Here is a 22,886-nt window from a genome sequence, read left to right on the forward strand (position 1 = left end):
CGCGGAGATAGGGTGATCTGCATGTCGCGACAGGATGGCCGCACCCCTGACCAGCTACGTCCCATAACCATCACCAGGCAATGGCTCACCCATGCCGAAGGATCCGTGCTTGTCGAATTCGGCGGCACCAGGGTGTTGTGCGCGGCCTCCGTCCAGGACAGCGTGCCCCGGTGGCGGCGCGGCAGCGGGCAGGGGTGGGTTACGGCTGAATATGCCATGTTGCCCCGTGCGACCAATACTCGTAACGATCGTGAATCGGTTCGGGGAAAAATCGGTGGCAGGACCCACGAGATATCGCGGTTGATCGGCCGTTCCCTACGCGCTTGCGTCGATTACAAAGCGTTGGGGGAAAACTCCATTGTGCTCGACTGTGACGTGCTGCAGGCCGACGGCGGCACCCGCACCGCCGCCATCACCGGCGCCTACGTCGCGCTGGCCGACGCGGTGGCGTGGATGCGCGGGCGCAGGATGTGCCCCGGAGACCCGCTGATCGGCTCCGTCGCGGCCGTCTCCGTCGGCGTGGTCGGCTCGGTGCCGATGCTCGACCTCTGCTACACCGAAGACGTCGCCGCCGAGACCGACATGAACGTGGTGATGACCGGCGAGGGCAGCTTCGTCGAGGTGCAGGGCACGGCCGAGGGTGCGCCGTTCGACCGCGCGGCGCTCGACCAGCTGCTCGACCTGGCCGTGGCGGGGTGCGAGGAGCTCACGCTCATCCAGCAGGAGGCTCTGGAGTCATGAGGATCGTGCTGGCCACCCGCAACGCGGGCAAGATCGCGGAGCTGCGCCGCATCCTGGCCGGTTTCGAGGTCGTCGGGCTGGAGGCGTTCCCCGAGATCGGCGAGGTCGCCGAGACCGGCGTCACGTTCGAGGAAAATGCCCTGCTCAAGGCGCATGCCGTCGCCCAGGGCTCCGGGCTGCCCGCGGTCGCCGACGACTCGGGGCTCTGCGTCGACGTGCTCAACGGCATGCCGGGCGTCTTCTCCGCCCGCTGGTCGGGCCGGCACGGCGACGATCAGGCCAACCTCTCCCTGCTGCTGGCCCAGCTGTCCGACGTGCCCGCCGACCGGCTGACCGCCCACTTCGCCTGCGCCGCCGCGCTGGCGCTGCCGTCGGGGGAGTCGCGGGTGGTCGAGGGCGTCCTGCCGGGGCGGCTCGTCACCACGCCGCGCGGCGTCAACGGGTTCGGCTACGACCCGATCCTGGTGCCCGACGGCGACGACCGAACGACCGCCGAGATGTCGCCCGACGAGAAGGACGCGATCAGCCACCGGGGGCGGGCCTTCCGCGCGCTGACCCCGATCGTGCGCGAGCTGCTCGGCTCGTAACCACCGTGTAAGAACCGCCGGGCACGGGGCGGCGTACCGTCGAGACGTGCAGAGGAATTCGGTGGTGCCCGTCTGGGCCAGGGGTTTGCTGGGGCTGGTCGCGGGGGGCGTGGCTCTCGGGATCGCGCAGCTCGTGGCCGCGTTCGTCGGGCCTGAGACGTTTCCCGTGCTCGCCGTGGGCGATGCGACGGTCGATCTGACGCCGGCGCCGGTCAAGGATTTCGCGATCAGGACGTTCGGCGAGAGCGACAAGGCCGTTCTCGTCGGTGGCGTGCTGGTGGTGGTGCTCTTCGGGGTCGCGCCGCTCATCGGGATGCTGGCCCTGCGCCGGCTCTCCTACGGCTTCGCGGGGCTGGCCGTGTTCGGCGTGGTGGGCCTGCTGGCGGTGCTGACCCGGCCGGAGGCCGGGGTGCTGGACGCGTTCCCGACCCTGGCCGGCGTGGGCGCGGGGGCCTGGGCGCTGGCGTGGCTCGTGCGGCGGGCGACCGGCGACGCCGGCCCCGTCCACGCGGTCGGCGCCCCGCCACCCCTGCAGCCCGCCAGGGCCGCAACGCCGGGCGGCCCGGGGAGTGGTGCCGGGAGCGGCGACGCAGGCGCCGTGGAGCGGCCTGCCGTCATGTGGGTCGCGGGGGAGCCGCCGGAGTTCGACCGCCGGCGGTTGTTGACCGGCGCGGCCGGCGGCGTGGTGGCCGCCGGGGCCGCCTACGTGCTCGGGCAGACGCTCGGAGGGCGGCAGACGGTCGACGTCGCGCGGGCCGGGGTGGCCCTGCCGAAGCCCGCGACCCCGGCCAGGCCGATCCCGGCCGGCGCGGACCTGCGCATCGGCGGGCTGTCGCCGTTCATCACGCCCAACAAGGACTTCTACCGGGTGGACACCGCGCTCATCGTCCCCCAGGTCGATCCCGACGACTGGACGCTGCGCATCCACGGCATGGTCGACCGGCCCGTCGAGATCACCTACGCGGAGTTGCTGAAGATGCCGCTCACCGAGGCGGACGTCACTCTCACCTGCGTCTCCAACGAGGTCGGCGGCTCGCTGGCCGGCAACGCCCGGTGGCTGGGCGTGCGCATGGCCGAGGTGCTGCGCCAGGCCGGGCTCCAGTCCGGCGCCGACATGCTCCTGTCCACCTCCTCGGACGGCTTCACCTGCGGCACTCCGGTGGACGTGGTGATGGACGGGCGCGACGCGCTGTTCGCGGTCGCGATGAACGGCGAGGTGCTCCCCGTCGACCACGGTTTCCCCGTGCGCCAAGTGGTGCCGGGTCTGTACGGGTACGTCTCAGCCACCAAGTGGGTCGTGGACATCAAGGTGACCCGGTTCGACAGGGACCAGGCGTACTGGACGCCCCGCGGATGGTCGGCCAGGGGCCCGATCAAGACGCAGTCGCGCATCGACCTGCCCAAGACCGCGGACACGCTGAAGCCAGGGCGGAACACGGTCGCCGGGGTGGCGTGGGCGCAGCACACGGGGGTGGACGCCGTGGAGGTGCGGTTCGACGGCGGGGAGTGGAGGCAGGCGAAGCTGGCCGAGGTGCCCGGGCCCGACACCTGGCGGCAGTGGTCGATCGACTGGGACGCCAGGCCGGGCGAGCGCCGCATCGAGGTGCGCGCGACGGACGCCTCCGGCTACACCCAGACCGGCGAACTCGCGCCGGTGGCGCCGGACGGCGCGACGGGCTGGCACACGATCACGGTGAACGTCGTCTGATCCTTGTCAGGGTTTGCTCTGTTTGCCCAGGTAGAGAAGGGAACTCTGGCGGTCAATCTGCCTGACTTCACCTCCCTGGCGTGGCCACGCCCCTACGATCGGTCGTCGAGCATGACAGGAGGCAGGCCGTGTTCCGCGAGCGCAAGCCGAGTGTCCGGTGGGTCCTTCCAGATGGGCGTTATGACCCTGTGGTGGCCGAAGGGGTGCGGTGGCTCGATTACGAGCGGGCCGCCGAGGCCGGTGAAGCGCCCCCTGACAGCGGCTCTGCCCCTGCGACCCCGGCCGTCTCGGAGCGCGAACACCCCGGACCCGCCACCGCCGATCCAGGGGAGCCCACGCGACTCGGGGAGCGCGGTGAGCCCGAGGACCTCGGTGAGCCCGCGGAGCGCCCGGAGCCGCCGGAGCTCGACTGGTTCGATCGGCCGCGGCGGCCGCCCAGGCTCGCCGACTGCCGGCCGTACGGCGTGCCGGGCGGGCTCGCCAGGCCGGACCCGCAGGTCGAGCGGGACCTCGCCGAGTCGCTGCCGCCCGGCACCCGCTTCCCCGACCCGCGCGGCACCTGGGTGCGGCTGATCAACGGCGGCGGGCCCGCCGACGACCCGTTCCGGGCCTCCAACGCCGCCGACTGCGCGCTGGCCGTGCTGTCCACCTGGCACGGCGAGCCCGCGACAGCCGCGCCACGGCTGCCCGAGTACGACAGGATCGGCCGGCCGGTGCTGACCGGCGAGCGGGGCAGCACGGCCAGGATCGAGCGGTGGGCGGGCCACCGCCTGCAGTACGCGGGGCAGGGGCGGCACGCCTACCCGCTGATCGCGCGGCGGCTGCTCGACGCAGGGCACGGCGCGAGCGCCGTCATCGTGGTGCGCTGGCCCGGCGGCGGCTCCCACGCCTGGAACGCGGTCAACGCCGACGGCGAGGTGATCTGGATCGACGCGCAGCGGGGGCACATGTCCGTCGAGCCGCCGTACACGACGGTGACCGGGGTGTTCTGCCTGATGCTCGACCGGCAGGGGCGGCCGCGATGAACCTGGATCAGGCCAGGTCGCTGGCGGAGGAGTACTTCAACGGGGTGCTCCCGCCCGACGAGGCGGTGCCGGTGGGGGTGTACGGGTTCGACGCGGGTTACGTCGCCTGGGTGCGGGACCTCGACCCCGACGATCCGGCCAGGCTGCCGGACGTCGTCGGAGGCGGGTGCATCGTGATCGACCGGGCCACGGGCGAGGTGGTGGCCCGGCCGCTCCTCGACCCGGAGACGGTGGCCGAGCTCTGGCCGGGCCGCACACCCCGCTGAACCCCGGGATGGCGGCCCTCGTGTGGTTCGCGGGCGTCCGCCCGAGGGCCCGGCAAACCCGGGTCAGCCGGTGGCGAGGGATCCGGTGATCGACGCCCGTGCGGCGCGGCGGGCCGGCAGGACGGCGGCGAGGACCCCGGCCACGCCGGAGAGCACCACGTACAGCACGATCTGCGCGACCGGCACCGAGAGGACGGCGCCGTCCAGCATGGCCATGATCGCGGCCCACCCGAAGACGCCCCCGAGCACGACGCCCACCAGCGCCCCGATCAGCCCGAGCACCAGCGCCTCGACCGACAGCATGCCGCGCAGTTGCCGCCGGGTCAGGCCCAGAGCCCGCAGCAGCGCCGACTCCCTGGTGCGCTCGTGCACCGACAGCGAGAGCGTGTTGGCGATGCCCAGCAACGAGATCAGGATCGCCAGCCCCAGCAGGCCGGTGATGATCGTGAGCAGCATGTCCAGCGTCTCGTCGAACTGGCCGCGGACCTCCGTCGAGCTCGACACCTTCACGGTCGGATAGGGCGCCGCGGCCGCGTCGACGACCTCGCGCGCGCGTTCGGGCGGCACGCCGTCCCCGATGCGGACCATCACCTGCGCGTCGGGCAGCGCGCCGAAGTACCTGTCGAAGGCCGTCTCCGGCACGGTGACCTGCGGCAGCGTCCCCTGGTTCCCGTCGAGCAGCGCGACCACCTCCAGCGGCACCGTCCCGGCCTCCGTGGTCCTGAGCCGGACCGTGTCGCCGACCTGCACGCCCAGGTCCTCGGCCACGCTGTCCCGCAACGCCACCCGGCCCGCGCCGAAGCCCGCCATGGAGCCTGCGGTGACGTAGGGCTCGATGGGCCCGCGGAACGTGCCGGTGATCACGTGCCGGCCGCCGATCGTGGCTTCGGCCTGGCGGATCTGCACCACCGAGGCCAGCTCCGGCGTGCCCCGCAGGCTCTCGGCGACGGACCTCGGGATGACGGAGTCGCGGCTCTGGTCGGTCAGCATGTAGTCGATGGGGAACTGCTCGTCCAGCTTGGCCGTCATCGTCAGGCTGGTGGACGCGGTGACCACCGAGATCAGCGTCATGAGCGTCACCCCGATCGTCAGCGCGACCGTGGTGGTCGCGGCCCGCTTCGGGTTGCGTCCCGAGTTGCCGACGGCCAGGCGGCCCGGCACCCCGAACAGCCTGCCGGGGATCCAGCCGACCAGCGCGCTCAACGGCCTGACCAGCACCGGGCCGAGGATCAGCACGGCCAGGAACGTCAGCGAGCCGCCGGCCATCACGACGAGGAGCGAGATCTCCTGGCCGGGTTCGAGGACGAACACGCCGACGGCGGTGGCGGCGGATCCGGCCACCAGGAAGAAGGCGGCGAAGAGCCCGCGCAGCAGGCCAGCACGGAACGTCTGCTCCTCGGCCTGGCTGCGCAGCGCCGCGACCGGCGGGACGCGGGTGGCGGACCTGGCGGGCAGCAGGGCCGCGCACACCGTGACCACCAGGCCGACGGCCAGCCCCGTCGCCACGGTGACGGGTGAGAGCGTGACGGCGGCGTCGGCGGGCAACCGGACGTCGAGCGCGGCGAGCACCGTCAGCGTGAGCGTGGCCAGGCCGTACCCGAGCAGCAGGCCCAGCGCGGAGGCGAGCACGCCCACGACGGCCGACTCCAGCAGGATCGAGCCGAACACCTGCCCCCGCGTGGCGCCGATGCACCGCAGCAGCGCCATCTCCCTGGTGCGCTGGGCGACGAGGATGTTGAACGTGTTGTAGATGACCAGCGCGGCCACCATCATGGCCACGACGCCGAACAGCAGCAGGCCCAGCGTGAACATGCGCGTCTCCACCCCGGCCGCCCTGGCCAGGTCGGCGGCCAGCTCGTCGCCGGTCTTGACGGTGTACGCGCCGCCGGCGGCCGCAGCGACGGCCTGCTTCAGCCCGGGGGCGGAGCCCGCGACGTCGATCTCGCGGTAGCCCTTGGCGTCCGTCATGCGTTGCGCGGTGGCCGTGGTGAAGCCGACCGCGCCGGTGAAGGAGAGCTCCTGGTCCACGCCGGTGTCGAGGAGGCCGACGAGCCTGAACCGGTGCTCGGCCTTCCCGGCGTCGAGCACGGTGATGGTGTCGCCGAGCCGGAAACCCTGGGCCTTGGCGGTGTTCTCGTCGAGCACGGCGGCGCGGTCGTCGGTGCCGGGCCCGGTGCCGGCGACGATGTCGGCGCGGTCGAGCGGGCCGGGGACGATCGAGATGGCCGTGGTGGGGAGGGCCCCGACGGTCTTGCCGTCCTTGCCGAGCAGCGGCGCGGCGCCGCGGACCAGGCCCTGCGCCTCCGCCACGCCGTCCAGGGCCCGGATCCGCTCCAGCACGCGCTCCGGCAGCACGGAGCCGGCGCCCCTGGGCAGGACGGCGACGTCCACCTTGCCCGCGTCGGCGGTGACCCGCTGGGCGAAACCCGCTTCGACGGTGTCGTTCAGCACGAACGTGCCCGCGATGAACCCCACGCCCAGCATGATCGCCAGCGAGGTGAGCAGCAGCCGGAGCGTGTGGGCGCGCAGCCCGGCCAGAGCCGTCTTCAGCACCTCACGCCTCCAGCTTCATGAGCGTGTCCAGCACGGTCTGCGGCGTCGGCGCGGCGATTTCGGTGACCAGCTCGCCGTCGCGCAGGAAGACCACGCGGTCGGCGTACGACGCCGCGACCGGGTCGTGGGTGACCATGACGATGGTCTGGCCCAGCTCGCGCACCGACGTGCGCAGGAACGACAGGATCTCGGCGCCGCTGCGGGAGTCCAGGTTCCCCGTCGGCTCGTCGGCGAAGATCACCTGCGGCTTGCTGATGAGCGCCCTGGCCACGGCCACGCGCTGCTGCTGGCCGCCGGACAGCTCGGCCGGCCGGTGCGAGAGCCGGTCCGTCAGCCCGACGGTCTCGACGACCCGGTCGAACAGCGGCTGATCGGCCTGGCGGGCGGCGATCTCCAGGGGGAGACGGATGTTCTGCTCGGCGGTCAGCGTGGGCAGCAGGTTGAACGCCTGGAAGACGAACCCGATCCGCTCGCGGCGCAGCAGGGTGAGCTGCCGGTCGGACAGGCCGGTCAGCTCCACGTCGCCGAGGTGCACGGTGCCCGACGTGGCCGTGTCGAGGCCGGCCAGGCAGTGCATCAGCGTGGACTTGCCCGAGCCCGACGGCCCCATGATGGCGGTGAACGCCCCGGTGGCGAAGGTCACGCTCACCTCGCGCAGGGCGTGCACCCGGGCGTCGCCCTGGCCGTACACCTTGGTCAGATCCGTGGCCACGACGGCGGTCGCGGCTTGGCGTTCGGTGAGCGTCACCTTCACTCCTTCTCCCTGCGGGGGGCGGGTTCGAACGCGACCAACGCTAGGGGCGGAGATTCCGGGATCCATGGGCCCTGAGGAGGGACTTCAGGTGCGCCCGCAGATGACCCCGGTCAGCCTTTCGGCCGATGGGACGGCATCACCAGCCCGGCCTCGTACGCGTACACCACCACCTGCGCCCGATCCCGCAGGCCCAGCTTGGCCAGCACCCGTCCCAGGTGCGTCTTCACCGTCGCCTCCGCGACCTCCAGCCCGGCCGCGATCTCCCCGTTGGACAGGCCGCGCGCCACCATGAGCAGCACCTCGCGCTCGCGCGGCGTCAGGTCGTCCGCCGCGGCCGGCGCCTGGCTCGGGAGCTGCGCGGCGAACGTGTCCAGCATCCGCCGCAACGTGCGCGGCGACACCGCGGCGTCGCCCGCGTGCACGAGCCTGATGGCGTTGACCAGGTCGGCCGGCGGCACGTCCTTCAGCAGGAACCCGGCGGCTCCCGCCTTGATCGCCGCGAACACGTACTCGTCGAGGTCGAACGTGGTGAGGATCAGCACCTTCGCCCCCTCGATCAGCCGGGTGGCCTCGACGCCGTCCATGCGGGGCATGCGCACGTCCATGAGCACGACGTCGACCTCGGTGGCCTCGAGGACCTCCAGCGCGGTGACCCCGTCGCCGGCCTCCGCCACGACCTCGATGTCGGGCTGCGCCCCCAGCACCATCCTGAACCCGGCCCGCAGCAACTCCTGGTCGTCGACGAGCATCACGCGAATCACCCGGCCGCCTCCTCTACGCCGCTTCAGCCATGGGCAACCGGGCCAGCACCTCGAAGCCGCCGCCCTGCAGGGGGCCGGCCGAGACCGCGCCGCCGTACATGCCGACGCGCTCGCGCATGCCGATCAGGCCGTGCCCGCCGGGGCTGGTCGGGGCCGCCGCGCCCCGGCCGTCGTCGGTCACGCGTACGAGCAGGTCAGGGCCGGTGAAGTCGATCTCCACGTCCGCCCGCACGCCGGGTCCGCCGTGTTTGAGCGCGTTGGTCAGCGCCTCCTGCACGATGCGGTAGACCGCGAGCTGCTGGCCCTCGGGCAGCTCGGCGGGGGCCCCGTCGACGCGCAACCGCGCGGGCACGGCCGATTCGCGCACCATCTTCTCCAGCTCGTCCAGGCCGGGCTGCGGGGTGTAGTCGGTGCCCGCGCTCTCGTTCTCGCGCAGCACCCCGACCAGTTTGCGCATCTCGGCGAGGGCGGCCCTGCCGGTCTTGGAGATGGTCATGACGGCCAGGCGGGCCTGCTCGGGATCGTTGTCTAGGGCGTAGCCCGCGCCGTCGGCCTGCACCACCATCACGCTGACGTTGTGCGCCACGACATCGTGCAGTTCCCTGGCGATCCTGGCGCGCTCGGCGGCGGCCGCCATCCTGGCCTGCTGGTCCCGCTCGCGCTCGGCGCGCTCGGCGCGCTCCTCCAGCCCTTCGAGATAGTGCCTGCGCGTCCTGGCGTACAGGCCGGTCAGCCAGATCGTGACCACGAGGATCGAAGCGCTGAAGAACATGCCGGACGTGGGCACCAGCAAGTCGATCAGCAGCAGGAGCACCCCGACCTCCGCCACGAGGAGCGCCCCCAGCGCCCAGCGGAACGAGCACCGGTAGGCCACGCCCCAGAGGGCGATCAGCACCGCCAGGTTGGCGGGCATCGGGCCGAAGTCCGCCAGCCACTGGAAGAAGCTGACCAGCGCGATGATCGCGAAGGACATGCGCGGCCGGTCACGCCACACGAGCGGGACGACCAGCGCCGCTGACATGCCCGCGTACCAGGCCGCGCCGAGGTGTACACCGCCGCCCGGCGTGTCACGCCCCGCGTACTGCACCGCCGTGAGCAGGCACAACGCGCCGAGCGGCGCCACCCGCAGGACGGCGGCCAACTTCTCGTGGCGCCTCGACCACTCCCGTACGCTCCCGAACACATCCTCACGATATGTACCTATAGTGGGGCCTTGGTCAGCCTGAAGAGTGAAGTACGTGTACGACCCAGGTCTGACGCGACCGCCCTCTTACGCTCGGCTTACGCCTGATCGGGCATCCTTGGTCATCGGGAGCGCCCCTCGTGGGTGAGTAAAGGGAGATCGTGATGGCGGATCATGATCAAGACGCCCGGGTCGCGCGGTGACGAGGAAACGCCGCGCGACCCAGTAGCCGGACCCGCCGGGCACTAACGGCGGACGTGCAGCCGGACCACGGTGCTCATCTCGTCGTCGCGGATCTCACGCCGGATGCGCCCCACGATGTCCTGGTCGAGCTTGCCCACCACCGCGCCCATGTCCGCCTCCGACGGGCAGGTCACGCTGATCCGCAGGCCGTCATCGCCGACCCGCACCCTGGCCTTGCCCAGGCCCTCCACGTTCTTCAGCCCGACGAACAGCATGGCGGTGCCCGTGCCGTTGGGCGTGCCCCGACGGCCCCAGCCCAGGCAGAGCAGCAGCCAGCGCAGCGAGACCAGCGACAGGAGCACCAGCGCGAAGGCCAGCAGCCACATGCTCCACGGCTCTTCGGCCAGCGTCCGGTGGAGCTGCGCCGGCAGGACCTTCGCCTTGGGCGGCAGGTCGGAGAGGCGGCCCTCGCCGCGCAACCACGCGTACGCGCCCAGCCCCGCCAGCACGGTGCCCGCGACCGCCAGCCCGACCCGGTTGCCGGCGTACTGACGCATCACAGCGCCTTCCTGCGCAGCCGGACCACGACCTCGCCGGTGCCGAGCGTGCCCACACCCGCCAGCCGGTCGCCCACCGCGGTGCCGACCTGCCTGAGCATCGCGCCTGTGCTCTCCGCGTCGGTCACGACGGTGACCTCGATGGTGCGCCTGCGGAGCCGCACCCGGGCCTTCTCCACGCCCGCCACCTGCTGGGCCGCGGCGGCGAGCGTACGGCGCAGGCCCGAGCGGGTGATGCCGATGACGATCAGCGGGTCGGACGTCTCCACCGCGACCAGCCTGGACCTGCCCGGCACGACGGCCAGCAGCACCATCAGCACGCCGGCGCCCGCCACGACCAGGGCGGCGGTGGACAACTTCGGCCACGCGGTCCTGCCCGCCAGCTCCACCACCTCGTTCACCGGCACCCAGCCGAGCGGCGCGCCGAGCAGTCCCGACACCAGCTCCGCCGCGGTCATGCCCATCCCGGCGGTCAGTGCGATCGCCACGACGGCACCCGGGGCGGTCCTGGCCGGCCTGAGTGCCCTGTTCGCCCTGCGCAGTCCGGTGAGCCGTGGGGTGGCGGCGGCGCCGGGCAGTATCTGCTGAAGCGTGGTCATCACAAGGACCAGACGTACAGGGGGCCGCATGACCTGAACCGCGCCCTCGCCGCCGATTTGCCCGATCATTACGGGGACGAGGACTAATATGAAAGCCGCTCATATTCATTTGCCTGATATGTCGTTACGCTGCTGGTATGGATGCCCGCCAGCGCTATGATCGCGCCACTGCGGCGCTCGAGCCTCCGTTCGCGATCCTCGACCTGGCGGCCATGCGGGCCAACGCGGCGGACCTCGTCCGCCGGGCGGCGGGCAAGCCGATCCGGGTGGCGAGCAAGTCGATACGCAGCCGGCCGCTGCTCGAACGCATCCTGGCCATGGACGGTTTCCAGGGCATCATGGCCTTCACGCTGCCCGAGGCGCTGTGGCTGGCCGGGCACGGGTGCGCCGACGTCCTCGTCGCCTACCCGACGGCCGACCGGCACGCGCTCGCCGAACTGGCCGGGGACGCGGTCGCGGCCGGGCGCATCACCGTGACCGTCGACTCGCTCGCGCACCTCGACTTCATCGAGGCGGCCGTGGACGGAGTGCGTCCCCGGGCCGAGCTCCGGATCTGCCTCGACATCGACGCGGGATACGTCGCCCTGGGCGGGAAATTCCGGGCGGGAGCTCTCCGCTCCCCGATCCGCGGGCCCGAGGAGGCCGCCGACCTGGCCGCCGCCATCGCCAAACGCCCGGGGCTCCGCCTGACCGGGCTGCTGGCGTACGAGGCCCAGATCGCCGGAGTCGGTGACGACCCTCCGGGCAACGCCCTCCTCACCCGTGCCGTCAGAGTCATGCAGGCGTGCTCCGCCCGGGAGCTCATCCTCAGGCGCGGCCGCGTCGTGAACGCCGTCCGCAGGGTCGCCGACCTCGAGTTCGTCAACGGCGGCGGCACCGGCTCCGTCGAGCGCACCGTACGCGAGAAGGCCGTCACGGAGGTGACGGCGGGATCCGGTCTCTTCCACCCGAGGTTGTTCGACTTCTACCGCGGCTTCACCGGCCATCCGGCCGCCCTCTTCGCCCTGCCGGTCGTACGCCGCCCGGCCCCGGACATCGCGACCGTGCTCGGGGGCGGCTATCCGGCCTCGGGAGCGGCCGGCAGGAGCCGCCTGCCGCAGCCGTACCTGCCGGCGGGGCTGCGCTTCTCCCCGGACGAAGGCGCGGGCGAGGTGCAGACGCCGCTGCTCGGCCAGGCCGCCGAGGACCTGCGGATCGGCGACCGGGTGTGGTTCAGGCACGCCAAGGCGGGCGAGATGTGCGAGCGGTTCGACACGCTCCATCTCGTCGACGGGGACACCCTGGCCGGATCGGTGCCGACGTACAGAGGCGAGGGCAGGACCTTCCTCTGACCTCCGGCGTCACGCGCACCGGGACCGCGGCAGGCATGCGGGACGTCGGGCGCGCGGGGCGTTCTCGGCCGGCGTGCGGAGTGTCGGGGCGCGGGGTGTCCTCGGCAGGCGTGCGGAGTGTCAGGCGCGCTGCCGGCGGCCTCGCCGCCAGAGCACGATGGCCGCCCCCACGACCAGCACCGCCCCGACCCCGATCAGAACGGGACCCAGGTCGGGCCGCTCCTCCTCCCACGCCCGCTCGGGATCGTCGTGGTGGGCGACCGAACGCGGCGCCACCCCGAGCGCGTCGCCCACGGACGCCACGAAGTGCCCCGCCCTGCTCTTGACGTCGGTCACCGTGCGTTCGGCGACCCGCCTGGGGCTCACCCGGTCGGCGATGGCGTCGACCGTCTGCGCCAACTCGGCGCGCGTCCGCGCGATCCGCCGCTCCAGCTCGTCGGGATCGGTGTCAGCCATGGCGTCTCCTCTCGACCGTACGCGTGGCCGAGCCCGCTTCGTGTGCCGTGCGGGCTCCGTCCGTAGTGGTCGTGATCAGTCTGTCAGGTCGGCAGGCCGTACGGCACGGTGGCCAGGCCGGTAGGTTTGCGGGAAGAACTCAGGAGGGCCCATGACAGAGACCAAGCTCGCGCCCGGCGACGCCGCGCCCGAGTTCGTGCTACCCGCCGCCGACGGAACCACCGTCTCCCTCGGCGACCACCGCGGCAAGCGGGTGATCCTCTATTTCTACCCCGCCGCGATGACGCCCGGCTGCACCAAGCAGGCCTGCGATTTCCGTGACAACCTCAGCCAGTTGATGGCCGAGGGTTTCGTGGTCCTCGGCGTGTCGAAGGACAAACCGGAAAAGCTAGCCAAGTTCGTCGAGCGTGACGCGCTCACCTTCCCGCTGCTCTCCGACCCCGACCTCGTCGTCCACAAGGCGTACGCCGCCTACGGCCCCAAGAAGTTGTACGGCAAGGAGATGGTGGGGGTCATCCGCTCGACGTTCGTCATCGACGGCGACGGGAAGGTGGAGCAGGCGCTGTACAACGTGAAGGCGACGGGGCACGTGGCCTCGTTGAAGAAGAAGCTGGGCCTCACCTGAGCCCGCCCGCGGGCCCGCGGAAAGGGCCCGCGCCCTTCCCCTGCCCTTCTCCGGCCGGCGTTCATCACGGATGCGCGTCGTCCTCACCCGGAGCGCTAAACTGTCTGAAGCCCGCTTTCGGCGGGGACTGCGCGGGCGTGGCGAAATGGCATACGCGGCAGGTTTAGGTCTTGTTGGTGGAGACACCGTGGGGGTTCGAATCCCCCCGCCCGCACAAGCGAGCGCCCATCGGGCTCTTCCTACTACCTTGCTTTTCTTCTGATTTGGCCCGGCATTTCTCGACAATCGGCAATCCACGTGCCCTCTAGCCGTAGTGGTAGCGGGCCTGCAAGATGACGATCTCGTCGCTCTCGGCGAGATACACCAGGCGATGCTCATCCGTGATACGTCGCGACCATGCACCTGCCAGCGCGTACTTGAGCGGTTCAGGTTTGCCGATGCCCTCGTACGGGTCGCGCAAGGTGTCCTCGATGAGCCGGTTGATGCGCTTGAGCCGATCGGCTGTCTGCCAGTGGACGAGTCTTCCCATCCCTGGCTGGTGAGCGCCACCTTCACCGAGTTGCCTCGTCGTCCAGCAGTTCGTGCGGCTCGTGGCGACCTGTGACCGCCTCGTGATAAGACTCCATCGGTCGGCGTGCGTTGGCGGGGGAGCGGAGCAGATATGCCGTCTCCTGGAGTGCTTCGTATTCCTCCGCAGCCACAAGGTAGGCGTTGCCGCTCTTGGAGACGATTTCCACGGCGCTGCGGTCGTTGTTGACCTCTTCGATGAGCGGAAACAGGCGACGCCGCGCCTCGCTGGCGGTGATGGACACATCTCCTCCTGTCGAGTCGTACAACATTCTGGTACCACCCGATGGACGTCAGCACTCGATGACGTTGACGGCCAGGCCGCCTCGTGAGGTCTCCTTGTATTTGTCCAGCATGTCGCGGCCGGTGTCGCGCATCGTCTTGATCGCCTTGTCCAGGGCCACGAAGTGGCGGCCGTCGCCGCGCAGGGCGATCCTGGCCGCCGTGATGGCCTTGTTCGAGGCGACCGCGTTCCGCTCGATGCACGGGATCTGCACCAGCCCGCCGATCGGGTCGCAGGTCAGCCCCAGGTTGTGCTCGATGCCGATCTCGGCGGCGTTCTCGACCTGCTCCGGGGTGCCCCCGAGGGCCTCCGTGAGGCCCGCCGAGGCCATGGAGCAGGCGGAGCCGACCTCACCCTGGCAGCCCACCTCGGCGCCCGAGATCGAGGCGTTCTCCTTGAACAGCACGCCGATCGCGCCGGCCGTGAGCAGGAAGCGGACCACGCCGTCCTCGTCCGCGTGGGGGACGAAGCGGGTGTAGTACGTCAGGACCGCCGGGATGATGCCGGCGGCCCCGTTGGTGGGGGCGGTGACGATGCGGCCGCCGGCGGCGTTCTCCTCGTTGACCGCCAGCGCGAACAACGTCACCCAGTCCATGGCCTGCAGCGGGTCCTTCTCGGCCGGCTCGGACTGCAGGCGGCGATGCAGCTGGTTGGCGCGGCGCTTGACCTTGAGGCCGCCGGGCAGGACGCCCTCCTTGGAGATGCCCCGGCGCACGCACTCCGACATGACCTGCCAGAGACGCAGCAGGCCAGCGCGGACCTCCTCCTCGGTGCGCCCGAACGCCTTCTCGTTCTCCAGCATGAGCGCGGACATCGACAGGCCGGTGTTCGTGCAGTGCTTGAGCAGCTCTTCCCCGGTGGTGAAGGGGTAGGGCAGGACGGTGTCGTCCGGCTTGATGCGATCGGCGCCGGTGGCCTTCTCGTCCACGACGAAGCCGCCGCCGACCGAGAAGTAGATCTTCTCCCTGAGCCGCTCGCCCGCCGCGTCGTAGGCGGTGAAGCGCATGCCGTTCGGGTGCTCGGGCAGCGAGATCTTGCGTTCGAAGACGAGGTCCCGGCCGACGACGAAGGGGATCTCGTGCGTGCCGTACAGCCGGACGCTGCCCGACTCGCGCATCGCGGCCAGACGCCCTTCGATGCCGTCGACGTCGACCAGTTCGGGCTTCTCGCCGGACAGGCCCAGCAGGACCGCCTTGTCGCTGCCGTGGCCCTTTCCGGTCAGGCCGAGCGAGCCGTACAGGATCGCCTCGACCCGGGCCACGCGCGGCAGCAGGCCGTCCTCGTGCAGGCCGCGGGCGAACTTGTGGGCAGCGGCCATCGGGCCTCCCGTGTGGGAGCTCGACGGGCCGATGCCGATCTTGAAGAGATCGAAGACGCTGATCGCCATTGATGATGCGCCCTTCATGAGTGCCGGGGCCCGGAGGCGGGCCCCGGCGTCAGCCGATGAGGCCTGGCGGGGTCAGGACTCGCCCGAGGTGAGCGCGGCGTACTCCTCGGCGGAGAGCAGGTCCTCCGGGTCGCCCTCCATGCGCACCCGGAACATCCAGCCGTCGCCGTACGGGTCGCTGTTGGCCAGGCTCGGGTCGTCCACGATGGCCTGGTTGATGTCGACGATCTCCCCGCCGACGGGCGTGTAGATCTCGCTGACCGACTTGGTCGACTCGACCTCACCGACGGAATCGCCCGGCTCGGCGATCGAACCGACCTCGGGGAGCTGCACGAAGACGACGTCACCAAGGGCGTCGGCGGCGTAGGCCGTGATGCCGACGGTCACGGTGAGGCCGTCCTCGACCCCGGAAACCCACTCGTGTTCCTTGGTGTAGCTCAGGTCTTCAGGGATGTTGCTCACTTGTTCCTCCTGTAAAAGGGCAGCTCGACCAGATCCATGGGTTCATGGCTGCCCCGGATGTCCACAGCCAGGCCTGAGTCGGCGCCGGTGTCCACGTAGGCCAGCGCGATGGGCTTGCCCAGGGTCTGTGAGGGCGCACCGCTGGTGACCTCGCCGACGACGGCGCCGTCCTTGGTGACCGGGTAGCCGTGGCGCGGCACCCGGCGGCCCCGGGCGACCAGACCGACGAGACGGCGCCGCGGGGGGTCGTCCTTGACCGCCTCCAGCGCCGACCTGCCGACGAAGTCGCCCGGCTTGTCGAATTTCACCACCCTGCCCAGCCCCGCGTCGAACGGGGTCAGCTCGGCGCTCAGTTCGTTGCCGTACAGGGGCATGCCGGCTTCGAGCCTGAGAGTGTCACGGCTGGACAGGCCGGCGGGCTTGAGCCCGTGCGGTTCGCCGGCCGCCATGAGCGTGTGCCAGAGCGGCACCGCGTCCTGGTTGGCCACGAACAGCTCGAACCCGTCCTCGCCGGTGTAGCCGGTGCGCGCGATGAGCGCCTGCCGTCCGTCGACCAGCCCCGGCAGCCCGGCGTAGTACTTGAGCCCGGCGAGGTCGGCGTCGGTGAGCGTGGCGAGGATCTCCTGGGAGCGGGGCCCCTGAATCGCGATCAGTGCATACTGCTGCGAACGATCCTCGACCACCACGTCATAAGACTTGGCACGATTTTTCAGCTCATCGCCGACTTTTTCATAGTTCGAGGCGTTTGCCACGACCATGAACTCCTCGTCCCCGAGCCGGTAGACGATGAGGTCGTCCAGCACCCCGCCCCGCTCGTTGACGATCATGGTGTATCTCGCGCGGCCGGGCGTCACGGCCGACAGGTGGCCGACCAGCGCGTAGTCCAGCGCCGCGGCGGCCTGCGGCCCGGTCACGAAGATCTCGCCCATGTGCGAGAGGTCGAACAGCCCGGCGGCCTCGCGGACGGCCTTGTGCTCCGCGGACTCGCTTCCGTACCGGAGCGGCATGCGCCACCCTGCGAAGTCGGTGAGCGTGGCGCCGAGGCCCTCGTGTACGTCTCGTAGCGGAGTAGGTCGGGACATTTATCGCACCTCAGGACAGGATTGGATGCCAGCATCCTCCCCCTCTGTCATCGATGCCTGAGAGCTTCGCCCGAGTTTTGCCGGACTTTCACCTTCGGCGAGGCCCTTCAGGCCTGCTTTCCAGAGGTCACCTCCTCATAAGAATCTGCCACGTGGACGCCGCTGCGGTCGCGCCGGGCACGACCGTCGGGCGGCAGCTCGCTTGGGTCAGGTTTCCTATCAGGTAGCCGTGCGGTCCTTTGCCTTGAGAGGTTCGCGGGGAGGGCTTGCTCCTTCAGGGACCCTGACCGGCTGTCAGGGTGCTCTCCCGCACGGTTTCGGCGGTGATGTCCAGCAAGCCTAGTGCTGATTTGGGGGTCTTGTCGCGTTCTGCTCCGCGGCGAACCGTCGCCGGGGCGGCAACGTGGATAGGGATGTGAACCCGCGAACGGCGGCCGCCGGCCTCGCCGCAACCCTGGCCCTCGTGTCCTGCGGCGCCCAGCAGGCCGCCTCCCCCGCTCGCTACGAGGCCAGCGTGACGGTGCTCGAAGGGGGCGGGCACGGGCCGCAGCTCTGCATGGCGGTGGCGGAGTCGCTGCCTCCCCAGTGCGGCGGCCCCGACGTCGTCGGCTGGGACTGGAACCAGGTGAAACACGAGTCGCTGCACGGCGTGAAATGGGGCTCGTACCGGGTGGTCGGCACCTGGGACGGCGCGAGGCTGACCCTGACCGAGCCGCCCGGCGAGCCCGGGCCGCCGAAAGCGGATCCCCCGGGGGACCGGTTCGCCGGCGCGTGTCCCGAGCCCGAGGGCGGCTGGCGGCCCGTCGATCCCGCGAAGACGACGGAACGGACCATGCACGCGGCGATCGAGCGGGCCGGGACGGCCGAGGCGTTCGCGGGCGCCTGGATCGACCGCCTGGGCCCTGAGCCGGACCCGGTCAGGGAACAGGTCCTCGACGCGCGGCGGTACGTGGTCAACCTGAAGTCCACCGGCGACCTGTCGGGGCGCGAGGCGTGGATCCGCGAGGTATGGGGCGGAGCGCTGTGCGTGAGCGGCGCGCGGCACAGCGAGGCGGAGCTCCGGGCGATCCAGCAGGAGGCCGCGGAGGAGGCCGGAACCGGGCTGGTCTCGGCGTCGACCGACGTGATGCGGAACAGGGTGGAGGTGGCGGTCTGGCTGGCTTCCGAGGGACTGCGCCACCGGCTCGCTGAGAAGTACGGCGAGGACGTCGTCGTCATCGAGGACGTGCTCGAGCCGGTCGGGTGACGCCCGTCAGCAGGCGGCCACCAGGGCCTCGAAGAGGGCGTGGTCCTCGGCGGCCTCCGGGTGCCACTGCACCGCCACGGTGAACGGCCCCGAGTCGAGCTCGACCCCTTCGATGGTGCCGTCGTCGGCGCTCGCGGTGACGGTGAGGCCGGGGGCGAGGCGGTCGACGGCCTGGTGGTGGTAGTGGGGCACGGTCAAGGGGTCCGTCCCGAGCGCCTTGGCCAGGCGGGTGCCGGGGACGGGGGTGACGGGCAGGTGGCCGAAGCGCCCAGGGGCGGGGGAGTGCTCCGTGTGGCCGACCACGTCGGGCAGGTGCTGGTGGAGGCCGCCGCCGAGGGCGACGTTGAGCACCTGGAGACCCCGGCAGATGCCGAGGAAGGGCAGCTCCGCGTCGAGGGCCTCGGCCAGCACGGCAAACTCCGCCTGGTCCCGAAATTTCCGGATATAGCCGGTACGCTCCTGCGGCTCCTCCCCGTACCTCCCCGGGTCGATGTCGCCGCCCCCGGCCAGAACGAGCCCGTCCAGGCGGCTCACCACCTGCGCGGCGTCACCGGCCGGCGGGAGCACCACGGGCTGGCCGCCGGCGCGTACGATCCGCTCGACGTACATGTACGGCAGGAGCGCGACGGTCATGTCGTCCCACACCGTGAAGTTCGCCGGCTCGACGTAGCACGTGATGCCGATGACAGGACGCTGCACGAGGCCCCCCAGAGCCGGATCCGATGCCGTGTGGTCAAGCATCAGGCGATGGCAAGCCGCCCGATACAGCAGCGGAACTCCTGCCGGAACCGTGTAGATCACGAGCGCTGTTCGGCGGGAGCGCCGTTGGGCGTTCAGTCTGTCATTCTCCTGCGGTCGTGGTCACCGCGGGGGCGCCCGCGCCGGGTCATCCCGTGGACCCACATGGTGGGCGGGCCCGCGCTGACCGGCCCGGCGGGCCTAACACGCGCCGACAGTGATCCTGGGCGGCTAGAGCGGCGTGACGTAGGCGCCGGAGATGCCGCCGTCCACCAGGAACTCGCTCCCCGTGACGAACGACGCGTCGTCGCTGGCCAGGAAGGCCACCGCCGCCGCGATCTCCGAGGCCTCGGCGAAGCGCCCCACGGGGACGTGCACCAGCCGCCGCGCCGCCCGCTCCGGATCCTTGGCGAACAACTCCTGCAGCAGCGGCGTGTTCACCGGGCCGGGGCACAGGGCGTTCACCCGGATGCCCTCCCTGGCGAACTGCACGCCCAGCTCGCGCGACATCGCCAGCACCCCGCCCTTGGACGCCGTGTAGGAGATCTGCGAGGTCGCCGACCCCATGACGGCCACGAACGACGCGGTGTTGATGATCGAGCCCTTGCCCTGGCGCCGCATGTACGGGATGGCGTACTTGCAGCACAGGTAGACGCTGGTCAGGTTCACGTCCTGGACGCGGCGCCAGGCGTCGATGCCGGTCTCCAGGATGGAGTCGTCTTCGGGCGGCGAGATGCCGGCGTTGTTGAAGGCGATGTCGACGCTGCCGTAGGTGTCGAACGCCGTGCTGAACAGCTCGGCGACGTCGTGCTCGCTGGTCACGTCGGCCTTGACGAAGAGGCCGCCGACCTCGTTCGCCGCCTTGACGCCCGCCTCCTCGTCGATGTCCGCGCAGACCACCTTGGCGCCCTCGTCGGCGAACCTGCGCGCGGTGGCCAGCCCGATGCCGCCACCCGCGCCGGTGATCACCGCCACCCGATCCTGCAATCTCTTCACGTGCTGCCTCACTCCCAGGAGATGAAGACGTTCTTGGTCTCGGTGAACGCCGCCAGGGCGTCGGGGCCGAGCTCCCGGCCGAGCCCTGACTGCTTGAAGCCGCCGAACGGGGTCCAGTAGCGGACCGACGCGTTGGAGTTCACCGACAGCGCGCCCGCCTCGACCGCTCTGGACACGCGGAGCGCGCGCCCGACGTCGCGGGTCCAGATGGAGCCGCTCAGCCCGTAGGGGGTGTCGTTGGCGATGCGTACGGCGTCCGCCTCGTCGTCGAAGCGTGTCACCGACACGACCGGGCCGAAGATCTCCTCGGTGAACGTACGGTCGGTGACGTCCGGGGTGAGCACGGTCGGCGGGAACCAGTAGCCCTTGCCGCCGGGGCACGACCCCTGGAGGTAGGGGGCGGCCTCCTGGACGAAGCCGCGCACGCGGTCGAGGTGCTCGGCGCTGATCAGCGGCCCCATCTCGGTGCTCTCGTCGAGGGGGTCGCCGACGACGACGCCGCGTACGGCCTCGGCGAGGCGTTCCATGAACGCGTCGTACACGCCTGCCTGGACGAGCAGCCGGGACCTGGCGCAGCAGTCCTGACCCGCGTTGTCGAAGACCGCGTACGGGGCGGCTTGTGCCGCTCGGTCGAGATCGGCATCCGCAAAGATGATATTTGCGGACTTGCCGCCTAGCTCCAGGGTGACCCGCTTGACCTGGGCCGCCGCCTTGGCCGCGATCTCCTTGCCCACCTCGGTCGAGCCGGTGAACACGATCTTGGCCACGTCAGGGTGCTCCACCAGCCGGGCGCCCGCGACCTCCCCCACCCCGGGCAGCACCTGGAGCACCCCCTCGGGCAGGCCCGCCGCCAAGGCCAGCTCGGCCAGCCTCAGCGCGGTCAGCGGAGTCCACTCGGCCGGTTTGACGATCACCGTGTTGCCGGCCGCCAGCGCCGGGGCCACCCCCCACGACATGATCAGCATCGGGAAGTTCCACGGCACGATGACGCCCACCACGCCCAGCGGTTCCTGGAAGGTGACGTCCACGCCGCCGGGCACCGGGATCTGCTTGCCGTGGTCGCGCTCGGGCGCCCCGGCGTAGAAGTGCAGCACGTCGCGTACGGAGCCGGCCTCCCAGCGGGCGTTGCCGATCGGGTGCCCGGCGTTGGCCAGTTCCAGCAGCGCCAGCTCCTCGCCGTGCTCGCCCACCAGGTCCGCGAACCTCCTCAGCAGCCGCGCCCGGTCGCCGGGCGACACCTGCCGCCAGGCGGCGTACGCCTTCCTGGCACGCTCCACCGCCCGGTCGACCTCGGCCGCGTCGGCCGCCTCGACGTCGGCGACGACGTCCTCCGTCGCCGGATTGACGATCTTCATCGGTCACCCGTCACATTCGCTCGAAACCACGGAACATCTCCCAGTCCGTCACCGCCGCGTCGAACGCCGCCAGCTCCACGCGCGCGTTGTTCGCGTAATGCTCGACGACGTCCTCCCCGAACGCCTCGCGCGCCAGCTCCGACCCCTCGAACAGGGGGAGCGCGTCGCGCAGGGTGTGCGGCACGGTCTCCGCGCCCGAGTCGTAGGCGTTGCCCTCGAACGCGTCCTCCAGCGGCAGCTCGGCATCGATGCCGTGCAGCCCGGCCGCCACCAGCCCCGCCACCGCCAGGTACGGGTTCACGTCGCCGCCCGGCACGCGGTTCTCGATCCGCAGTGACAGCCCGTGGCCGACGAGCCTGAGCGCGCAGGTGCGGTTGTCGACGCCCCACTTGATCGCCGTGGGGGCGAAGCTGCCCGGCATGTAACGCTTGTAGGAGTTGATGTTGGGGGCGTACAGGAGGGTGAGCTCGCGCAGGCAGGCCAGCTGCCCGGCGATGAATCGGGCGCCGAGCTGCGAGAGCTTGTACGGCCCCGGTCCGGCCATGACGGGGTCGCCGTCGAGGCTCCTGAGCGAGATGTGGATGTGGCAGGAGTTACCCTCGCGCTGGTTCGGCTTGGCCATGAAGGTGATCGACCTGCCCTCCTGGGCGGCGATCTCCTTGGCGCCGTTCTTGTAGATGGCGTGGTTGTCGCAGGTCCGCAGCGCCTCGGCGTAGCGGAAGGCGATCTCGTGCTGGCCCAGGTTGCACTCGCCCTTGGCGGACTCGACGTAGAGCCCGGCGTCCTCCATGTCCCGCCTGATCCGCCTGAGCAGGGGCTCGATGCGGGCGGTCCCCAGCAGCGAGTAGTCGACGTTGTAGAGGTTGGCGGGTGACATGTCGCGGTAGCCGCGCTGCCACGCCTCCTCGTAGGTGTCGTCGTAGACGCAGAACTCCAGTTCGGTGCCGACGTACGCGGCCAGGCCCCGCTCGGAGAGGCGGGCCAGCTGCCTGCGCAGGATCTGGCGCGGAGAGGGCGGCACGTCGCCGCCGTCCTCCCAGGCCAGGTCGGCCATCAGCAGGGCGGTGCCCTCCTGCCACGGCACCCGGCGCAACGTCGTCAGATCGGGTTTCATCACGAAGTCGCCGTATCCGCGGTCCCAGGACGACATCGCGTATCCGGCGACGGTGTTCATGTCCACGTCGACCGCGAGCAGGTAGTTGCACCCCTCGGAGCCGTGGTGCAGCACCTCGTCGAGAAAATAGCGCGCGGACAGCCTCTTGCCCTGCAACCTGCCCTGCATGTCGGCGATCGCGAGGAGCACGGTGTCGATCCGCCCGGACGCCACCTCGTCGCGCAGCTCGCTGACGGAAAGGTATCCGGTGCTCGCTCCATCGCTCACGCTACGCCGCTCCGATCTGCGCTGACACGCTTCCCCGTTGATTGGGCTAGTCTTAGACCA

General features: G+C 71.1%; 24 protein-coding genes, 1 tRNA gene and 2 riboswitches. Of the genes, 9 read left to right on the forward strand and 16 right to left on the reverse strand.

The window, feature by feature from the left end:
• Positions 1–21 precede the first annotated feature (21 nt).
• From rph to E1292_RS09450, 5 genes are all read left to right on the forward strand, one after another.
• The gene (gene rph, locus E1292_RS09430; RefSeq protein WP_132594210.1) at positions 22–741 is read left to right on the forward strand and encodes a ribonuclease PH; all 720 of its coding nucleotides are present in this window, start codon (positions 22–24) and stop codon (positions 739–741) included.
• Positions 738–1,328 (forward strand): RdgB/HAM1 family non-canonical purine NTP pyrophosphatase, encoded by a 591-nt coding sequence (gene rdgB, locus E1292_RS09435; protein WP_132594113.1) that lies wholly within the window; start codon positions 738–740, stop codon positions 1,326–1,328. The genes rph and rdgB overlap by 4 nt, the downstream gene beginning before the upstream one ends.
• Before the next feature lie 46 nt (positions 1,329–1,374).
• The gene (locus tag E1292_RS09440) at positions 1,375–3,036 is read left to right on the forward strand and encodes a molybdopterin-dependent oxidoreductase (RefSeq protein ID WP_246090022.1); all 1,662 of its coding nucleotides are present in this window, start codon (positions 1,375–1,377) and stop codon (positions 3,034–3,036) included.
• 191 nt (positions 3,037–3,227) lie between these two features.
• On the forward strand, positions 3,228–4,061 hold the full coding sequence (locus E1292_RS09445) for a toxin glutamine deamidase domain-containing protein (protein ID WP_246090023.1): 834 nt from the start codon (positions 3,228–3,230) through the stop codon (positions 4,059–4,061).
• A complete protein-coding gene (locus tag E1292_RS09450) occupies positions 4,058–4,327 on the forward strand; it encodes an SUKH-4 family immunity protein (RefSeq protein ID WP_132594115.1) in 270 nt (89 codons plus the stop codon). The genes E1292_RS09445 and E1292_RS09450 overlap by 4 nt, the downstream gene beginning before the upstream one ends.
• 63 nt (positions 4,328–4,390) lie before the next feature.
• On the opposite strand, the gene E1292_RS09455 is transcribed toward E1292_RS09450, so the two are convergent.
• The 6 genes from E1292_RS09455 to E1292_RS09480 all read right to left on the reverse strand — a co-directional run bounded on the left by E1292_RS09455 (position 4,391) and on the right by E1292_RS09480 (position 10,917).
• The gene (locus tag E1292_RS09455) at positions 4,391–6,880 is read right to left on the reverse strand and encodes an ABC transporter permease (protein WP_132594117.1); all 2,490 of its coding nucleotides are present in this window, start codon (positions 6,878–6,880) and stop codon (positions 4,391–4,393) included.
• Between the two features lies 1 nt (position 6,881).
• Positions 6,882–7,628 carry an ABC transporter ATP-binding protein gene (locus tag E1292_RS09460; RefSeq protein WP_246090024.1) on the reverse strand — a complete coding sequence of 249 codons (747 nt, stop codon included), beginning with the start codon at positions 7,626–7,628 and terminating at the stop codon, positions 6,882–6,884.
• A 116-nt stretch (positions 7,629–7,744) separates the two neighbouring features.
• Complete coding sequence (locus tag E1292_RS09465) at positions 7,745–8,395, reverse strand: response regulator (RefSeq protein WP_220446746.1); 651 nt, start codon at positions 8,393–8,395, stop codon at positions 7,745–7,747.
• 13 nt (positions 8,396–8,408) lie between these two features.
• Positions 8,409–9,578, reverse strand: a complete 1,170-nt coding sequence (locus E1292_RS09470) for a sensor histidine kinase (RefSeq protein WP_132594121.1) — start codon at positions 9,576–9,578, stop codon at positions 8,409–8,411.
• 245 nt (positions 9,579–9,823) lie between these two features.
• Entirely contained in the window at positions 9,824–10,318 is a 495-nt protein-coding gene (locus E1292_RS09475; protein ID WP_132594123.1) for a hypothetical protein, read from the reverse strand.
• Complete coding sequence (locus tag E1292_RS09480) at positions 10,318–10,917, reverse strand: DUF6286 domain-containing protein (RefSeq protein ID WP_132594125.1); 600 nt, start codon at positions 10,915–10,917, stop codon at positions 10,318–10,320. Before E1292_RS09480 ends, E1292_RS09475 begins: the two co-directional genes overlap by 1 nt.
• 137 nt (positions 10,918–11,054) lie before the next feature.
• On the opposite strand from E1292_RS09480, the gene E1292_RS09485 reads away from it, so the two are divergent.
• Positions 11,055–12,248: an amino acid deaminase/aldolase gene (locus E1292_RS09485; protein WP_132594127.1), complete on the forward strand. Its 1,194-nt coding sequence runs from the start codon at positions 11,055–11,057 to the stop codon at positions 12,246–12,248.
• 120 nt (positions 12,249–12,368) lie between these two features.
• Here E1292_RS09485 and E1292_RS09490 read toward each other — a convergent pair whose 3' ends face one another.
• Complete coding sequence (locus E1292_RS09490) at positions 12,369–12,704, reverse strand: DUF3618 domain-containing protein (RefSeq protein WP_132594129.1); 336 nt, start codon at positions 12,702–12,704, stop codon at positions 12,369–12,371.
• 151 nt (positions 12,705–12,855) lie between these two features.
• Here E1292_RS09490 and bcp point away from each other — a divergent pair, with 151 nt between their 5' ends.
• Positions 12,856–13,329 carry a thioredoxin-dependent thiol peroxidase gene (bcp, locus tag E1292_RS09495; protein WP_132594131.1) on the forward strand — a complete coding sequence of 158 codons (474 nt, stop codon included), beginning with the start codon at positions 12,856–12,858 and terminating at the stop codon, positions 13,327–13,329.
• Positions 13,330–13,460: 131 nt separating this feature from the next.
• Positions 13,461–13,543 (forward strand) — tRNA-Leu (locus E1292_RS09500).
• A gap of 90 nt (positions 13,544–13,633) precedes the next feature.
• Here the strand turns inward: E1292_RS09500 and E1292_RS09505 are convergent.
• The 5 genes from E1292_RS09505 to gcvT form a co-directional block, all read right to left on the reverse strand.
• Positions 13,634–13,858 (reverse strand): Txe/YoeB family addiction module toxin, encoded by a 225-nt coding sequence (locus E1292_RS09505; RefSeq protein ID WP_132594133.1) that lies wholly within the window; start codon positions 13,856–13,858, stop codon positions 13,634–13,636.
• A 22-nt stretch (positions 13,859–13,880) separates the two neighbouring features.
• A complete protein-coding gene (locus E1292_RS09510) occupies positions 13,881–14,141 on the reverse strand; it encodes a type II toxin-antitoxin system Phd/YefM family antitoxin (RefSeq protein ID WP_132594135.1) in 261 nt (86 codons plus the stop codon).
• A gap of 48 nt (positions 14,142–14,189) precedes the next feature.
• Positions 14,190–15,566 (reverse strand): L-serine ammonia-lyase, encoded by a 1,377-nt coding sequence (locus E1292_RS09515; protein ID WP_132594137.1) that lies wholly within the window; start codon positions 15,564–15,566, stop codon positions 14,190–14,192.
• 72 nt (positions 15,567–15,638) lie between these two features.
• Positions 15,639–16,028, reverse strand: coding sequence for a glycine cleavage system protein GcvH (gene gcvH / locus E1292_RS09520; protein WP_132594139.1), 390 nt, complete (start codon positions 16,026–16,028; stop codon positions 15,639–15,641).
• Positions 16,025–17,110 (reverse strand): glycine cleavage system aminomethyltransferase GcvT, encoded by a 1,086-nt coding sequence (gene gcvT, locus E1292_RS09525; RefSeq protein ID WP_132594141.1) that lies wholly within the window; start codon positions 17,108–17,110, stop codon positions 16,025–16,027. Before gcvT ends, gcvH begins: the two co-directional genes overlap by 4 nt.
• A 34-nt stretch (positions 17,111–17,144) precedes the next feature.
• Positions 17,145–17,244: riboswitch (glycine riboswitch) on the reverse strand.
• 88 nt (positions 17,245–17,332) lie between these two features.
• Positions 17,333–17,430, reverse strand: a riboswitch (glycine riboswitch).
• A gap of 95 nt (positions 17,431–17,525) precedes the next feature.
• On the opposite strand from gcvT, the gene E1292_RS09530 reads away from it, so the two are divergent.
• Positions 17,526–18,356: a hypothetical protein gene (locus E1292_RS09530; protein WP_132594143.1), complete on the forward strand. Its 831-nt coding sequence runs from the start codon at positions 17,526–17,528 to the stop codon at positions 18,354–18,356.
• A 6-nt stretch (positions 18,357–18,362) separates the two neighbouring features.
• On the opposite strand, the gene E1292_RS09535 is transcribed toward E1292_RS09530, so the two are convergent.
• From E1292_RS09535 to E1292_RS09550, 4 genes are all read right to left on the reverse strand, one after another.
• Positions 18,363–19,097: a gamma-glutamyl-gamma-aminobutyrate hydrolase family protein gene (locus E1292_RS09535; RefSeq protein ID WP_132594145.1), complete on the reverse strand. Its 735-nt coding sequence runs from the start codon at positions 19,095–19,097 to the stop codon at positions 18,363–18,365.
• A 228-nt stretch (positions 19,098–19,325) separates the two neighbouring features.
• Complete coding sequence (locus E1292_RS09540) at positions 19,326–20,090, reverse strand: 3-oxoacyl-ACP reductase (protein ID WP_220446747.1); 765 nt, start codon at positions 20,088–20,090, stop codon at positions 19,326–19,328.
• A gap of 8 nt (positions 20,091–20,098) precedes the next feature.
• A complete protein-coding gene (locus tag E1292_RS09545) occupies positions 20,099–21,445 on the reverse strand; it encodes an aldehyde dehydrogenase family protein (RefSeq protein WP_132594147.1) in 1,347 nt (448 codons plus the stop codon).
• 10 nt (positions 21,446–21,455) lie between these two features.
• Positions 21,456–22,826, reverse strand: coding sequence for a glutamine synthetase family protein (locus tag E1292_RS09550; RefSeq protein ID WP_132594149.1), 1,371 nt, complete (start codon positions 22,824–22,826; stop codon positions 21,456–21,458).
• Between the last annotated feature and the right edge of the window lie 60 nt (positions 22,827–22,886).

The organism is Nonomuraea deserti (assembly GCF_004348685.1).
In the GTDB taxonomy this organism is placed as follows: Bacteria; Actinomycetota; Actinomycetes; order Streptosporangiales; family Streptosporangiaceae; genus Nonomuraea; species Nonomuraea deserti.